This window comes from Streptomyces sirii, from assembly GCF_045690365.1.
Lineage (GTDB): Bacteria > Actinomycetota > Actinomycetes > Streptomycetales > Streptomycetaceae > Streptomyces > Streptomyces sirii.
The window spans coordinates 5,233,427-5,248,628 of record NZ_CP147982.1; the positions used below are offsets into that span (position 1 = coordinate 5,233,427).

Below are 15,202 nucleotides of genomic sequence, written 5' to 3' on the forward strand. Positions count from 1 at the left end.
GCCCGCCGCAGGCGCCACGACGAGTAAGTCGAACACGTCGGCCGCAGCAAAGCGCAGCGGAGGGGCCCGCCGCAGGCGAACCACACGAACCCCCACGGCGGGACAGCCGAAAACGTGGGAAGCAGCCCCAGGCGCAGCGACTCAGCGCTCCGGCAGGTTGATCACCGGAAAGCTCCCCGTATTCGTCGGCGCGTTCTCCGGTAGCCACAGGACGGACACCGCGCCCGTCGAACCGTCGGTGATCTCATCCGCGTTGCGGAACGTCAGACGCGCGCCCAGCACCCGCGCCTGCCCCGCCGCGATGGTCAGGCCCAGGCCGTGGCCACGCCCCGCCCGGTCGCTGCTGCCGGTACGGAAACGGCTGGGCCCCTCCCGCAGCAGCGCCTCCGGGAAACCGCCGCCGTGGTCGCGCACCCGCACCACCCGGCCCTCGACGGTCACCTCGATCGGCGGCTTGCCGTGCCGGGCGGCGTTGGCAATCAGATTTCCCAGGATCCGCTCCAGGCGGCGCGGATCGGTCGTGACCTCCGCGTCCCGTACGACGTCGACGGTGATGTCCGGATCCAGCGCCCGCACCCGGCGGGAGACGAACTCGCCGATCATCACGTCCTGCAGCTCCGCGCGCTCCGCGTAACCGTCGAGCCGCGCCACCTCCAGCACGTCCTCCACGAGGGTGCGCAGCGCCTGCGCCCGGTCGCGTACCAGCTCCGAAGGGCGGCCCGGCGGCAGCAGCTCCGCCGCCGTCAGCAGACCCGTGACCGGAGTACGCAGCTCATGCGCGATATCGGCGGTCACCCGGCGTTCGGCCTCGATGCGCTCCTGAAGGGCGTCCGACATCGCGTCCACCGCCCAGGCCAGATCGTCGGTCTCGTCGTGCACCCGGCCGCCGCCGACCTCGTCCCGGATACGCACCGACGTGTCACCGTCGGCCAGCTTGCCCGCCGCAGCGGCCGCCTTGCGCAGCCGGCTGGAGAGCCGCCCGCCCACCAGGACACCCAGCGCACAGCCCCCCACCACGACCGCGGTCGAGCCGATCAGCAGTGCCTGATCCAGATCGTCCAGAACGGCGAAGCGGTCCGGGAAGCGGTCGTGGACCGACAGCACCCGGCCGTTGCTCAGCGGCGACGCCGCCCACACCTCCGGCGCGGTCTCACCGGTGTCCTGGAGGTAGGTCGCCCGCTTGTTCTTGGCGACCTCCGCACGCAGCGCCGGCGGCAGCGCCGGATCGTCGATCTTCGCGCCGAACTGCAGCCGGTTGGTGGACTCGAAGATCTTCTGCGTGAAGTTCAGCCGCTCGACCTGGACGTCCCGGCTGTTGTCGAGCATGGAATGGCGGGCCGCATTGTGCACGACAAGGCTCAGCGCGATCGCGACCAGCGCTCCGACGAGCGCGATCGCGGCGCTGAGCTTCCATCTCAGACCCGTCCGCAGGGCCAGCCTGACCACCGGAGGAGTCAGCCTCTCAGCTTGTATCCGAAGCCGCGGACCGTCTCGATCCGGTCCTGGCCGATCTTGCCGCGCAACCGCTGGACGTGCACATCCACGACCCGGGTGTCCCCACCCCAGCCGTAGTCCCAGACCCGCTCCAGCAGCCGATCGCGCGAGAGGACCGTACCCGGCGCGTTGGAGAACTCCAGCAGCAGCCGCATCTCGGTGGGCGTCAGCGCGACGTTCTCGCCGCCCTTGCGCACCTCCATACCCTCGGTGTCGACCTCCAGATCACCGAACCGCAGCACCGCCTCCGCCGGATCGTCCTCCGCCGCCGCGGCGGGCCGCCCGCCCTCCGGGCCGCTGGCGTGACCGAAGCGACGCAGCACCGCGCGGATCCGGGCCACCAGCACCGCGCCGTCGAACGGCTTGGTGACGTAGTCGTCCGCGCCCGCCTCCAGCCCGAGCACCACATCGATGGAGTCGGCCCGCGCCGACAGCATGATCACCGGAACCGTCGACTCATCGCGGATCCGGCGGCACAGGCTGACACCGTCGAGGCCCGGCACCATCACATCGAGCAGCGCGATGTCCGGACGGTTGGCGCGGAACGCCTCCAGACCCGCCAGCCCGTCGGGCATCGCGGTGACCACGAAACCGTCCCGCTCCAGCGCCAGCTGAGTGGCCTCACGAATGACGTCGTCGTCCTCGACGAAGAGCACATGGGTCTCGGCCATGCGGTTGTCTCAACCCTCCGATGCCAGGCCGTCGTCCGGCTCCGGGCCGTCGGCGGTGGTCTTGCTGTAGTCGGTGTGGTACTTCGCGAACTCGGTGAAGCGGCCGTCCGCCCAGTGATAGGTCAGCACGTCCTCCCCGGAAGGACAGCACACCTTGTCGCCGGTCTCATAGGTCTGCTTGGAGACCTCCAGCTCACCCTTGTTGACCCCGGCGGAGACCGACGGCTGCTCGTTCGCATACACGTTGTCATACCCGCTCTTCGCGCCACTGTCCCTGCGGTAGACGTAAGAGCCGATACCCACCGAATCCGCGCAGGTCATGACGTTGACGATGACATCGGGAGACTTACCGCCGGTCAGCGACGCATACGTCACCTCGACCGGATACTCGTCGGCGGCACACGGCTTGTACAGGGACTTCTTCACATCCGCGCCGACCCTCGGGTCGTCCCGCATCAGCGCGACGGCGTCGACCTTCTTGATCCCGGCGGACGAGGTCGGGCTGGGCGTACTGCTCACCGCACCCCTCGGCGCGGGCGTATGGCTGGCCGCCCCCTCACTGCGGACGCCCTCGCCCCCCGGATTGCACCCGGCCAGCAAAAGACCGACGGCGGCCACCCCTGCCGTGGCCGCGCCGCCGCGTCTGGTCAACCCGAACCCGGTCAACCTGTTCCTGGACAAACCGCTCCCGCTCACCGCGCTGCTCGCACAGCCGCCGCTCCCGCTGCTGTTCCTGATGTGATTGTCGCGCGTGGAGTCGTGAACCGTACGGCCCCTCCGGGGGTGACGGCCATCTCATGCCAGGCCGCCGCACATAATGCCGCGCTGTTCGTCGTCGCGCCGTTCGTCGTCGTTGCGCTCCGTGCCGGATGCCGTGAGCCGACCGTCAGGCCGCGCACCGCTCCCGCTCCTGCTCGCCGCGCTCCAGCATCCGCGCGTCGATGTCCCGCATCTGCAGCTCCTGCCGCAGTCGGGCCAGCGCTCGGTGCAGCGTGCTCTTCACCGTACCCGTCGACATACCGAGCGCGGCAGCGGTCTCCTCCGTGCTCATCTGCTCCCAGTGCCGCAGCACCACAACGCTGCGCTGCTTGGGAGCCAGCACCCCGAGGATGTCCATCAGCAGGGCACGGTCGGCGCGCTGCTCGGTGCCGTCGTCCACGCTCGCGTCCGGGAGCTGCTCGGTGGGCACCTCCTCCAGCTTGCGCGCCCGCCACCACTCGGTCCGCGTGTTGATCATGACGCGGCGCAGGTAGGCGTCGGCCAGCGACTTGTCCGCGATGCCGTCCCAGCGGCCGTACGTACGCACCAGTGCCGTCTGCAGCAGATCCTGCGCGTCGACCGGATCGGGCACCAGGCGCCGCGCGCTGCGCAGCAGGGCCTCCTGCCGCGTACGCACGTACTCTTCGAAGTCCAGTACCTTGCCGCCGCTGGTCGCCATTTCGACGCCTCCGATCCGCTTGCGATTCCCCACGTTGTCCGCGCCGGTGGTCGTCGTTTCCAGCGCGAGGAAGACGCTACGGAGGGGGTGTTGCGGCGTAGTGTGCGTCGGGCCCACAGCGAATGCACGGAAAACCCTCGGTTGTGTAACAGCGCTCCAGGGGTCATACCTCGGGCGGATGGCGGGCCTACGCGCGTCATACTCCGGACGGACAAGCACCCCCACCGCAAGGCCTACGAGGCAGGTCGAGGCGGGTGCCGGGCCCCGCGGTGCCCCCTTCCGGCCGGCGCGGATCGCGCCTTTCGGCCACCACGTCCGCTGACATGAGGTCAGGGCGCGGGCGTCGCGGCCGCCGCGGCCGGAGGCCCGAGGGCCGCCCCGCCTCCGCAGGCGGGCCGGGCCATACGTACTGACTGGGCCATCCGTACCGCGCCACCGTATGCGACAGCGCGCGATGACGGCCGGGATATGACGGCCGGGGCGACATGGCCGTTAGGCGATGGCTGAGACGCCATGGCCGTTACTTGATGGCTGAGGCCTCATGCCGGTTACTTGATGGCCGCGGCATGACGGCCGGGAGGGAGATGGCCGGGACGAGACGGCTGAGCCGCGGCCGCTCGGCTTCGCGGCCGCCCGCCGCCGTACGTATCGCGGCCGCAATATGACGGCTGCGATATGTAGGGCGGCGGGCCGTGTGACGGCGGGCCCTATGACGGTCGCGCTACGACAGCGGCAGCATGACGGTCGCGCTACGACAGCGGCAGCCGGTACCGGCCGCCGCCCAGCGGCTCCACCAGACCGTCCGACACCAGACCGTCCAGCGCCCGGGCCCGCTGCACCGGCTCGTCCCACACCGCGTCCAGCACCTGCTGCGGCACCGGCGTCACCGCCTCGCGCAGCACGGCGAGCAGCTTGCCACGCACCTGCCGGTCGGTACCCGCGTACGTCTGCGTCCGCCGCGGCGGACCGTCGTGCGCCGGGGAGCCGGCCAGCCGCCAGGCGCACTGTGCCGCGATCGGGCAACGGTGACACTCCGGCGTGCGCGCCGTGCACAACAGCGCGCCCAGCTCCATCGTGGCGGCCGCCCAGCGCGCCGCCAGCGGCTCGTCGTCGGGCAGCAGCTGGCGGGCGAGCTTGCGCTCCGCGGCGGTGGTGGCGTTCGGCGGGTACTGCCGGCCGGCCACCGCGCGGGCGAACACCCGGCGCACATTGGTGTCCAGCACGGCGTGCCGCTGCCCGTACGCGAAGGACGCCACCGCCGCGGCGGTGTACTCGCCGACACCGGGCAGCGCCAGCAACTGGCCGTGCTCGCGCGGCACATCACCGCCGTGCCGCTCCTGTATGGCGGACGCGGCGGCGTGCAGGCGCAGCGCGCGCCGCGGATAGCCCAGCCGGCCCCAGGCCCGAACCGCCTCACCAGGCGCCTCGGCGGCCAGGTCGGCGGGGCGTGGCCAGCGGGCCAGCCACTGCTCGTACACCGGCAGCACTCTGCTGACCGGGGTCTGCTGCAGCATGAACTCGCTCACCATCACACCCCAGGCGCCCGCCTCGGGGCGGCGCCAGGGCAGATCGCGGGCGTGCTCGTCGAACCAGTCGGTGACCGGGCCGTGCAGCGCGGTCCCGTCTGCGGCACCCGCGGCCGGTGCGGCGGCGGAAGCGGTCTCGGCGGCGGCGGTCGTGGCAGTGGAAGTGACAGGCGTCGAAGTCATGGCACTGCCGATCCTGGCACGTCCGCGCGCGCCCGGGAAACGCGCCGGGCCCGCCCCGCCGCACGCCCACCCGCACGCAGGACGACTACATACGCACGGGTGGCGGCTACCGGCGGTACGCACCGACCCGACGACGGGCCGAAGGCGGGGCGACGACGAATTACTCTCCGTAATCGTTGCTTGAATAGTGGAGGCGGCGAGCGAGCGAGGATGCGGGCGCGCGGCGGAGCGGTAGGAACGCGGGCGCGCGGCGAAGAGCGGAGCGATACGGGATGAGCGATACGGAAGCCGGCGGCGGTACGGCAGCCAGCGGTGGTGCGTCGGGTACGGGCCGCGCGGCGGAGGCGGGCGGCATGGCCGCTGCGAGCCACGCGGGCGAAGCCGGCGGCGTGGCGGGTGCGGGCGAAGCGGGCGGCGCCGCGGCCTGCCCCGCCGCCATCCGGCAGGCGCTGGCCGCGCATACGACGATGACGCTGGCGTACGTGGATGAGGAGGGGCCGCAGGCCTGCGCGGTGCTGTACGCGGCGGAGGCGCTTGACGCGCCGGGCACGGCTGGCGCCGGCTCCGGCGGCAGGGCTGGCGCCGGAGCCGGAGCTGGTGAAGGTGATGGTGGCGATGGTGCTGGCGTCGGCGACGGCCCCCGAGCGCCCCTGGCCGGCTCCTCCTCCGACCCCGTGCTGTACTTCGTCACCGCGGTCACGACCCGGCACGGCCGGGCCCTCGCCGAGTCCGGTGCCCGGGTCGCGTTCACCATGCAGCGGGACGGCCAGGAGTGGAGCGGGCTGACGGGGCTACAGGGTCGGGGCCACTGCCGGCCCCTGGCCGGCGCCGACCGGGCGGCCGGCTGGCGGGTCTACACCGAGCGCTTCCCCTTCGTCGAGGCGAACGACCGGCTCCGCACCGCACTTGAGCGCACCACTCTGTGGGAGCTGCGCCCCGACTGGCTGCGACTGATCGACAACGGGCAGGGCTTCGGCCACAAGGAGGAGTGGCGGCGAGCGGACACCCCGTAGTGCCGCGGAGTGCTCTGTAGTACCCCGTAGCTCCCCTTGGCTCTCCTTGGCTCCCCGTGTCGCCGCGCAGCTCCCCCTAGCGCCTACGCCTCGACCAGCACCCGCCACCGGCCCGCGCGCATCCGCAGGACCAGGTCGGTCGCCGGGGAGCTGAGGAGTGCCGCGCCGAGCGCCGCCACCGCCGCGCCCAGGGCCAGGCCGGCGGCCACGTCGTGCGGGTAGTGGACACCGACGAACACCCGGGAGAAGCCGGTGAGCAGGGCGATCGGCAGCGCCGCCCACGCGGCGGCCCGCCAGGCGACGGCGACGCCGACCGCCAGCGCCGCGGCGATCGTCGAGTGATTACTGGGGAAGGACCAGTCGCCCTCGGGCGGGCAGGACACGATCGAGGCGGCCGCGCCCGCCACCGCCCGGCAGGGGCGCTCCTCGTCCACCAGGCTCTTGACGACTTCGCTCAGCAGGTACGCGACCACAGTGGCTATCGGCACCAGTACCGCGAGCGCGACGCTTCGCGCCGTGCCGCTGCGGGACCGCCACCACCCCAGCACCGCCACCGCCATCAGAAGCAGCAACCCGCCCTCGGTGCCGATGTCGGCGAAGGTGCGGAGCAAGGTGGGCGCGTCGTGCGCCAGGTCGGTGAGGTCGCCGTAGAGGTCGATGCTGTTCATGATCATCAACGGTACGGCCGTGGCGGCCGCGGTGCGGCGTACGAACGTCGGAGGGAAGCGTCCGGCGAAACGTCGGGGGAAACGTCCGGGGGTATCCGGCGAAAGTAAGGCCGGAGAGAGCAGACCTCGCCTAACGGGGCATCGGGCCCGTTACGGTGGTAAACGCGGCCGAGGATCCGACTCCGGGCCGATAATGGGAAAAGTTGCAGCCGGATGCGGCGGGTAGTGGCCGGTGTGGCTGCGGATCTCTCGTAGAGTTTCCGCGTGGGATCACTGCGCAATCCGATCGGGCCGCTTCCCTCCTCCATCTACTGGCGGCGGAGGGCCGTTGCGCTGACCATCGTCGTCCTGCTCACCGTACTGGTCGTCTGGGCGCTCAACCTGGGTGGCGACGGCGCGAACAGCGGTGAGGGCAAGGGCGGTTCGGACGGCAGGGGGCCCGCGACGTCCATCACGCCCGGCCCCTCCTCCACCGACCCGGCGATCACTCAAAAGCCGGGCGGGCGCGATGAGTCGGGCGCCGGCGGCGAGTCGGGCTCGGACTCCGGCTCCGGCGGCGACACGGGAGGCTCGGGCGGCGGCGGTGCCGGTGGCGGCTCCGGCTCGGGCGGTTCCGGTTCGGGATCCGGCAGCGGTCCGATCGGCCAGGGCTCCGGAAGCGCGGTGCCGGCCGGTTCGTCCCTCCCCAACTGCACAGCGCCCAAGGTGGAGTTGACCCTCCACAGCGTCAAGGACTCCTACGCCCCCGGCAAGCGGCCGACGTTCGAGCTGACGGTCAAGAACACGGCCGGCTCGGCCTGCAAGGTGGACCTCGGGCAGAAGGCCGCGGTGGTCACCATCACCGACACCGCCGGCGACGACCCGGTGTGGGCCTCGAACGACTGCCCGTCGGGCACCGCCCCCGCGCTGCTGAAGGTGCCGGCCGAGGGCTCCGTCAAGCGCACCCTCGGGTGGGACCGCCACGCCAGTGCCCCGCAGTGCGCGACGCCGAGTTCGGCGACGGTGCCGGCCGGCAAGTACCTGATCGAGGCGAAGGTGCCGGGCCTGAAGACGGTCCACACGTCGTTCGTGCTGGATGAGGACTGACGTACCAGGACGGGCGAGCTGCTCCGGCCGAGGCTGCGGCATCGGCGGAGCGGGGCAGTTGTTCCGGTCGAAGGCCGGGGCGCCGGTACGGGAGAGCCGTTCCGGCAGCGTCGAGGGCTGCCGCCCGGGTCGAGCTGCCGAGGGCTGACCCGAGGGCTGACGCCCGCGTCGAGCCGCGCCGAGGCTGATCGCTCTGGGCGATTCCGCTGAGAGCGTGCGGTACTGGTCTGGCCCGTGGACCTCGGGCACAGTCGCCGTCATGAGACTACTGATGCTGGGTGGAACGGAGTTCGTGGGCCGGGCGGTCACCGAGGCGGCGCTGGCCCGGGGTTGGCAGGTGACAGTCTTCCACCGCGGGACCCACGCACCGCCGGAGGGCGTGACCGCACTGCACGGCGACCGGACGGACGCGGCAGGCCTCGCGGCGCTGGAGGCGGGCGAATGGGACGCCGTCGTCGATACGTGGAGCGGTGCGCCCGCGGCCGTACGGGACGCGGCGCGTCTGCTGGCCGGCCGGGCCCGGAGCTACGTCTACGTCTCCAGCCGGTCGGTGTACGCGTACCCGGCGGCGTACGGCCTCGGCGAGGACGGCCCGCTGGTGGCCGGGTCCGCCGACGCGACGGACTCCGGCGACTACGCGGTGGCCAAGCGGGGCGCTGAGCTGGCCGCGCTCGACGCCTTCGGGGACCGGGCGCTGCTGGTCCGTGCGGGCCTGATCCTCGGGCCGTACGAGAACATCGGGCGGCTGCCGTGGTGGCTGGGCCGGATCGCCCGCGGCGGCGCGGTGCTGGCGCCCGGTCCGCGGGAGACGGCCCTTCAGTACGTGGACGTCCGCGACCTCGCCGAATGGACCCTCGACGCCGTGCAGTCCGGTCTCGGCGGGGCGTACAACCTGGTGAGCGAGACCGGGCACGCCACCATGGGCGAGCTGCTGGAGAGCTGTGTGAAGGTCACCGGCTCGGACGCGGAGCTGCGCTGGACCGCCCCGGAGGACGTGCTCGCCGCCGGCATCGAGCCGTGGTCGGAGCTGCCGGTCTGGCTGCCGCCGGGCGAGCTGTACGACGCGATGTACGGCGCGGACGTCTCCAAGGCGCTGGCTACCGGGCTGCGTTGCCGCCCCGTAGCCGAGACGGTGGCGGATACCTGGTCCTGGCTGCGGTCCATCGGCGGGACGGCGCCACAGCGCCCGGACCGGCCGGCGGTGGGCCTGGCGGAGGAGAAGGAGGCGGCGGCCCTGCGGTAGGGAGGCGCGGGGGGGGGGGGGGGGGGGGGCTGTCGGACAGGCGGTGCGGACGGGCATGGCGGGCGAACCGATCGGCCGAAGTGGACCACTGCTACCCCGCGGCCTGCCCCGCCCGTCACCGCCCCGGCCCCCGCAATGGCCGGTGCAAGAGGCCACTTGGACAGCGAAAACGCAACTTCGACATGGCCCGCAGAGGCAGCTACCTTCACCTGGTCTTCGGCGATCGCCCGCGGTCGCACAGGAGTTCCTTCAGGCTGAGCCACCCGCGAGGGGATGAGTCGGTCACGCCCCACGAATCCTCGTCCCCATGCGTAAGCCACCGAACCGGGTCCACACCAGGAACCCCCAACCAGGGAGAGATGCATGCCCCATCTTGCGCTGTACACATTCGGCGTCCTGAAGTCGCCTCTCGCCGATCCCGCACCTCTCACGCGCGAGTTCTACGACATTGGTGAGGTCGTCTACCAGAAGATCAGTCAGCACCCCGGATACCTCGCGCATGCCGAAGCGGCAGACGGTGGCCGGGGCTCACACTTCGACTTGGACTGGGGTGCATGGGGCGAGTTCGCCGTACCGACCTGGTACGGCAAGGGCCGTACGGTGGAAACCACCGCCCTGGCCGCGACCCTCTCGCTCTGGACCGACCTGCGCCCCGCCTTCGACGCCATCTACACCGGCCTGCACCGTGAGGCGCTGAACAGGCGTTACGACTGGTTCGAGAGGACAGCACACCCGAATTACGCGTTCTGGTGGGTCTCCGACGACGTGATACCCACCTGGCAGGACGGGGTTTCCAGGCTGGAACACCTCCACGACCACGGCTCATCGCCGCACGCCTTCACCTTCCACCACTCGTTCGCCCCGGACGGAACTCCGACCAGGACCAAAGGCATCGGGCCGAAGAGCGACCAGGTCCGCTGACAGGGAAGCCTGAACGACTGGGTTCGCTGTCAAACGCCTCGATTGAACAGGAGGGGCCAGGCCACCAGGCGTACGCCCGGACCTCCCCTAGACGTACCTCTCCAAGATCGACGACTCCGCCAGGCGGGACAGGCCCTCGCGTACCGAGCGGGCGCGGGCCTCGCCCACGCCGTCGACCGTCTGGAGGTCGTCGACGCTGGCCGCGAGCAGCTTCTGCAGGCCGCCGAAGTGGTCGACGAGGCGGTCGATGACCGTGCCGGGCAGACGGGGGACCTTCGCCAGCAGGCGGAAGCCGCGCGGGGAGACGGCGGAGTCCAGGGTCTCCGGGGCGCCGCTGTAGCCCAGCGCGCGGGCCACGATGGGGAGTTCGAGCAGCTCGGTGTGGGTGAGGGAGTCGAGCTCGGAGAGCGCTTCGGCGACCGTGCGGGAGCGCTTGGCGGTGGGCTCGGGGACGTAGTCGCGGACGACCAGCTCTCGCTCGGGCTCCACGCCGGCGATCAGCTCTTCGAGCTGGAGGGTGAGGAGGCGGCCGTCCGTGCCGAGCTCGACGACGTACTCGGCGATCTCGGTGGCGATCCGGCGGACCATCTCCAGGCGCTGGGCGACCGCGGTGACGTCGCGGACCGTGACCAGGTCCTCGATCTCCAGGGCGGAGAGGGTGCCGGCGACCTCGTCCAGGCGGAGCTTGTAGCGCTCCAGGGTGGCCAGGGCCTGGTTGGCGCGGGAGAGGATCGCGGCGGACTCCTCCAGGACGCGGCGCTCGCCGTCCACGTACAGGGCGATCAGGCGCATCGACTGGCTGACCGAGACGACGGGGAAACCCGCCTGGATCGAGACGCGCTGGGCCGTGCGGTGGCGGGTGCCGGTCTCCTCGGTGGGGATGGAGGCGTCGGGGACCAGCTGGACGCCGGCGCGCAGGATCTTGGTGATGTCCTTGTCGAGGACCAGGGCGCCGTCGAGCTTGCACAGCTCGCGCAGGCGGGTGGCGGTGAACTCGACGTCGAGGACGAAGCCGCCGGTGCACATGGTCTCGACGGTCTTGTCGAAGCCGAGGACGATCAGCCCGCCGGTATTGCCGCGGAGGATCCGCTCCAGGCCGTCGCGCAGTGCGGTACCGGGCGCGACGGCGCTCAGCGAGGCGCGCATCAGGCTCTCGGTGCCGGGGTTCCCACCGGACCTGCCGGGAGTCGATGCCCGGTCGTTGGCTGCCACTGCACTCCTCCGTCACACGGTCTGTCGGTCCGCAGGCCGCCCGCCCCATTGCTGCGGTTGACGTACCAGCGGAGCGTACGTGGCCGGCAGGCAATTCTGCGGTGACGGGCGAGACCAGGGCAAAGTCTACCGGCGTGCGCCCTCTTCCTGTGGGGCCTCCCGGCGGACCCGCTTGGGCAGGACGCTCAGGGCCTGTCCGACGTCGGCGACCTCCAGGACCCGCATCCCGTCGGGGATCTTGCCGGGGTCGGCGGGGACCAGGGCGTGGGTGAAGCCGAGCCGGGCCGCCTCGGACAGCCGGCGCTGGACGCCGGTGACGCGTCTGACCTCGCCGGCGAGGCCCACCTCGCCGATGGCGACCAGGTTCTTGGGCAGGGGGGTGTCGCTGGCGGCGCTGGCCAGCGCAAGGGCGACGGCGAGGTCGGCGGCGGGCTCGGTGAGCTTCACACCGCCGACCGTCGCGCTGTAGATGTCGCGCTTGCCCAGGGCGCTGATCCGGCCGCGCTGCTCCAGGACGGCCAGCATCATCGAGACCCGGGAGGTCTCCAGGCCGGAGGTGGTGCGCCGGGGGGAGGGGATCTGGGAGTCGACGGTCAGCGCCTGGACCTCGGCGACCAGCGGCCGGCGGCCCTCCAGGGTGACCGTCAGGCAGGTGCCGGGCACCGGCTCGGCGCGGCGGGTCAGGAACAGGCCCGAGGGGTCGGCGAGGCCGGTGATCCCTTCGTCGTGCAGTTCGAAGCAGCCGACCTCGTCGGTGGTGCCGTAGCGGTTCTTGACGCCGCGCACGAGGCGGAGGCGGGCGTGCCGGTCGCCTTCGAAGTGCAGCACGACGTCGACGAGGTGCTCCAGGAGGCGGGGGCCGGCGATGGCGCCGTCCTTGGTGACGTGGCCCACCAGGAGCGTGGACATGCCGCGTTCCTTGGAGGCGCGGATCAGGGCGCCGGCGACCTCGCGGACCTGGGCCATGCCGCCGGGCGCGCCGTCGATCTCGGGGGAGGCGACGGTCTGGACGGAGTCGAGGACGAGCAGGGAGGGCTTGACGGTGTCGAGGTGGCCGAGGATGGCGGAGAGGTCGGTCTCGGCGGCCAGATAGAGGTGGTCGTCGATGGCGCCGATGCGGTCGGCGCGCAGCCGTACCTGGCTCGCGGACTCCTCGCCGGTCACATAGAGCGTGCGGTGGGCGTCGGAGGCGGCCTTGGCGGCGGCGTCCAGCAGGAGGGTGGACTTGCCGACGCCCGGTTCGCCGGCCAGCAGCACGACGGCGCCGGGGACCAGGCCGCCGCCCAGCACCCGGTCCAGTTCGTCCACGCCCGTGGAGCGGGCGGCGGCCTGCTTGCCGTCGACCTGGCCGATGGGCAGCGCGGCCGTCGTGACGCGGCCGGGCGCGGTGGTGCGCACCGCGGGGGTGCCGCCGAACTCCTCGACGGTGCCCCACGCCTGGCACTCGGGGCAGCGGCCGAGCCACTTCGCGGTGGTCCAGCCGCATTCGGTACAGCGGTAGGAGGGGCGCTCCTTGCTCGACGTTTTACGCGTTGCCATGGGGTCACCGTAGCGGCGGGGTCTGACAACGCCCTCGGCCGAGTCCTCGGGGAGCGGAGTCCCGGCGGGTGCCGCCCGGTCGCCGTCCCCGCCGCCGTCCGGTTGCGCCGAGCGGGTGGCGCACGCTGAGCGCGCCCCTGCCCCAACGGCCGATTCGTGTCCCCTTTTGAGGGAGATGGTCACCCGTACGGGTTAAAAGTGTGCCGGGGGAGCAGGCCTGGCTTCATCATCCCCCTACCGTCGCCGGGGTGATGAGCAGTAGGCCCGAGCACCCCACGCACTCCACCGGCGCACACCGGTCGCGCGGCGACGGCCGGCGCCGGCCGCATCCCGCCGAGCGGCCCGTACCGCTCGGCCCGGGCGAACGCGACGACGGCTATGAGCCGTATCTGGACGGGCTGTTCACGTACTGCCTGTCCGTCCTGTGCGACCACGACGCGGCGGCGGCGGTGCTCGGCGAGATGCTCGCGCTCGCGGAGCACCGCCGTGGCCGGCGCCCCGACGATCCGGCCATGCACCGCTCCTGGCTCTACGCGCTGGCCCGCTGGGCCTGTCTGCGCCGGCTCGCCGAGCGGACCGGGTCCGCCAGAAAGGCGGGCGGCGCCGTGCTCGGAAAGCCGGGCGCCGGACCGGTCGCCGCCTCGAACGGCACCGGCACCTCGGACGGCGCACCGGCCGGCTCTTCGGGCACCGCCGCCGCCCGCGACGCCGAGCGGCGGCAGCGGGAACTGGCCGCGCTGGCCTGGCCGGAGGCCGCGGGCACCACCCCCGAGCAGCGCGAGGCGCTGGAGCTCTCGGTGCGCCATCGCCTCTCCGCCGACGAGGTCGCCGCGGTGCTCGGCGCCGACCCGATCGCCACCCGCGCGCTGCTGGCCACCGCGTCCTGCGAGGTCGAACGGACCCGGGCGGCGCTGGCCGTCGTCGAGTCGGGGCGATGTCGGGAGGTCGCGCGGCTGGCGGGCGACAGCCAGATGCTGCTGGGCGCGGCGCTGAGCCGGGAGCTGGTGCGCCATGTCGACGACTGCGCCGAGTGCCGCCGGACCGCCGAACGGGCCACCGTGCCGGGGGCGTGGCCGGGCACCGCGCCGGTGGCCCGGGGCACGCTGCCGCTGGTCGGCGCCCCCGGGGAGGCCGTGCTGGCCGCGCTGGCGGCGGCCCGGCGCTCCCGGTCGGGGCACGCGGAGGGCGTGCCCGGCGCCGGCCGCGGTGACCGCTCGCGCGGGGCAAACGGTTTTCCTCGCTACGACCGCGACGGTTTCCCCGTGGGCGCCCCCACGGACCGGGCCGCCCGGCGCCGCAGGCTGCGGGCCCGGGCGCTGACCACCACCGTCGTCGCCACGGTGGTGGCGGCACCGGTGCTGGCCCTGTGGGCGGCCTACCGCAGCGCCCCCGCCACCGGGGAGGCCGCGGACGACTCACCGGTGGTGACGGCCAGCGACACGGACAGCAGCGCGCAGATGGGCGGCCGCCCGTACGAGAACGCCGGCAACGCCCGGACGACACCCGAGCCCGGCTCCCGGGCCGGCGCCGGGCCGTCGGACGTGTCCGTCGAGGTGGTGGGCGGGGAGACGCGGGCGGCCGAGCGGGCCGGCCGGGCGGCCAGGGGCCCGGGCCGGCTGGAGGTGGCCGCGCAGCCGAGCGGCGGGACGACGGTCATCACGCTCAGCGCCTCGGGCGGCGCGCCGGTGCGCTGGACGGCCTCGTCGGGCGCACCCTGGCTGCTGATGAGCCATACGGCGGGCTCGCTGCGGCCCGGGCAGTCCACGACGATCACGGTCTATGTCGACCACGACCGGGAGCCCGCGGGCCGGTGGCGGGCCAGGATCGCCATCGGGCCCGGCCGGACCGCCGTGACGATGGAGGGCTTCGGCGCCCCCGAGCCGGGCCCCGGCCCGCAGGACCCGACGCCCACGAACCCGAGGCCGACCCCCTCGGGCCCGGCGCCCACGCCCACACCGACCCCGACGGCCCCGTCGCCCACGCCCACCCCCACGGCGTCCACGCCGGCGCCGACCCCGACCACCTCGGAACCGACCTCAAGGCCGTCGAACACCGCGCGCCCGGCCGGCTGAGACGGCACGACGGCGGGCCGCGAAGGCATCACGGCCCGCCGAGGAAGTCGGGAAGAGGCCACGGCCCGCCCGAGGAAGCCGGGAAAACGCACTGCCCGCCGAGGAAGCACCCCGGCGGGCAGCAAAAAGCACCACG

The 15,202-nt window shown here is 72.9% G+C and carries 13 protein-coding genes; 5 read left to right on the forward strand and 8 right to left on the reverse strand.

Going from position 1 to position 15,202, the window contains the following annotated elements; all coding sequences use genetic code 11:
* Positions 1 to 141: 141 nt before the first annotated feature.
* From cseC to WAB15_RS23695, 5 genes are all read right to left on the reverse strand, one after another.
* The gene (gene cseC, locus WAB15_RS23675; RefSeq protein WP_399150902.1) at positions 142 to 1,446 is read right to left on the reverse strand and encodes a two-component system sensor histidine kinase CseC; all 1,305 of its coding nucleotides are present in this window, start codon (positions 1,444 to 1,446) and stop codon (positions 142 to 144) included.
* An 8-nt stretch (positions 1,447 to 1,454) separates the two neighbouring features.
* A complete protein-coding gene (gene cseB / locus WAB15_RS23680) occupies positions 1,455 to 2,165 on the reverse strand; it encodes a two-component system response regulator CseB (RefSeq protein ID WP_407287469.1) in 711 nt (236 codons plus the stop codon).
* 9 nt (positions 2,166 to 2,174) lie between these two features.
* A complete protein-coding gene (locus WAB15_RS23685) occupies positions 2,175 to 2,765 on the reverse strand; it encodes a hypothetical protein (protein ID WP_399150931.1) in 591 nt (196 codons plus the stop codon).
* A 286-nt stretch (positions 2,766 to 3,051) separates the two neighbouring features.
* The gene (locus WAB15_RS23690; RefSeq protein ID WP_127155366.1) at positions 3,052 to 3,603 is read right to left on the reverse strand and encodes a SigE family RNA polymerase sigma factor; all 552 of its coding nucleotides are present in this window, start codon (positions 3,601 to 3,603) and stop codon (positions 3,052 to 3,054) included.
* Positions 3,604 to 4,352: 749 nt separating this feature from the next.
* The gene (locus WAB15_RS23695) at positions 4,353 to 5,312 is read right to left on the reverse strand and encodes an A/G-specific adenine glycosylase (RefSeq protein WP_399150903.1); all 960 of its coding nucleotides are present in this window, start codon (positions 5,310 to 5,312) and stop codon (positions 4,353 to 4,355) included.
* 272 nt (positions 5,313 to 5,584) lie between these two features.
* Here WAB15_RS23695 and WAB15_RS23700 point away from each other — a divergent pair, with 272 nt between their 5' ends.
* A complete protein-coding gene (locus WAB15_RS23700) occupies positions 5,585 to 6,325 on the forward strand; it encodes a hypothetical protein (protein ID WP_407287470.1) in 741 nt (246 codons plus the stop codon).
* A gap of 83 nt (positions 6,326 to 6,408) precedes the next feature.
* Here the strand turns inward: WAB15_RS23700 and WAB15_RS23705 are convergent, their stop codons facing one another.
* A complete protein-coding gene (locus tag WAB15_RS23705) occupies positions 6,409 to 6,993 on the reverse strand; it encodes a phosphatase PAP2 family protein (RefSeq protein WP_407287471.1) in 585 nt (194 codons plus the stop codon).
* Between the two features lie 264 nt (positions 6,994 to 7,257).
* Between WAB15_RS23705 and WAB15_RS23710 the strand changes: the two genes are divergently transcribed.
* The 3 genes from WAB15_RS23710 to WAB15_RS23720 all read left to right on the forward strand — a co-directional run bounded on the left by WAB15_RS23710 (position 7,258) and on the right by WAB15_RS23720 (position 10,243).
* Positions 7,258 to 8,079: a hypothetical protein gene (locus tag WAB15_RS23710; RefSeq protein ID WP_407287472.1), complete on the forward strand. Its 822-nt coding sequence runs from the start codon at positions 7,258 to 7,260 to the stop codon at positions 8,077 to 8,079.
* A 259-nt stretch (positions 8,080 to 8,338) separates the two neighbouring features.
* The gene (locus WAB15_RS23715) at positions 8,339 to 9,322 is read left to right on the forward strand and encodes an NAD-dependent epimerase/dehydratase family protein (RefSeq protein WP_399150907.1); all 984 of its coding nucleotides are present in this window, start codon (positions 8,339 to 8,341) and stop codon (positions 9,320 to 9,322) included.
* A gap of 363 nt (positions 9,323 to 9,685) precedes the next feature.
* Positions 9,686 to 10,243, forward strand: a complete 558-nt coding sequence (locus WAB15_RS23720) for a DUF3291 domain-containing protein (protein ID WP_407287473.1) — start codon at positions 9,686 to 9,688, stop codon at positions 10,241 to 10,243.
* Between the two features lie 87 nt (positions 10,244 to 10,330).
* Here WAB15_RS23720 and disA read toward each other — a convergent pair whose 3' ends face one another.
* Both disA and radA read right to left on the reverse strand, forming a co-directional pair.
* Positions 10,331 to 11,455 carry a DNA integrity scanning diadenylate cyclase DisA gene (disA, locus tag WAB15_RS23725; protein ID WP_384428138.1) on the reverse strand — a complete coding sequence of 375 codons (1,125 nt, stop codon included), beginning with the start codon at positions 11,453 to 11,455 and terminating at the stop codon, positions 10,331 to 10,333.
* 126 nt (positions 11,456 to 11,581) lie between these two features.
* The gene (gene radA, locus WAB15_RS23730) at positions 11,582 to 12,994 is read right to left on the reverse strand and encodes a DNA repair protein RadA (RefSeq protein WP_407287474.1); all 1,413 of its coding nucleotides are present in this window, start codon (positions 12,992 to 12,994) and stop codon (positions 11,582 to 11,584) included.
* Positions 12,995 to 13,245: 251 nt separating this feature from the next.
* On the opposite strand from radA, the gene WAB15_RS23735 reads away from it, so the two are divergent.
* Positions 13,246 to 15,066, forward strand: coding sequence for a BACON domain-containing protein (locus tag WAB15_RS23735; RefSeq protein ID WP_407287475.1), 1,821 nt, complete (start codon positions 13,246 to 13,248; stop codon positions 15,064 to 15,066).
* Positions 15,067 to 15,202 lie beyond the last annotated feature (136 nt).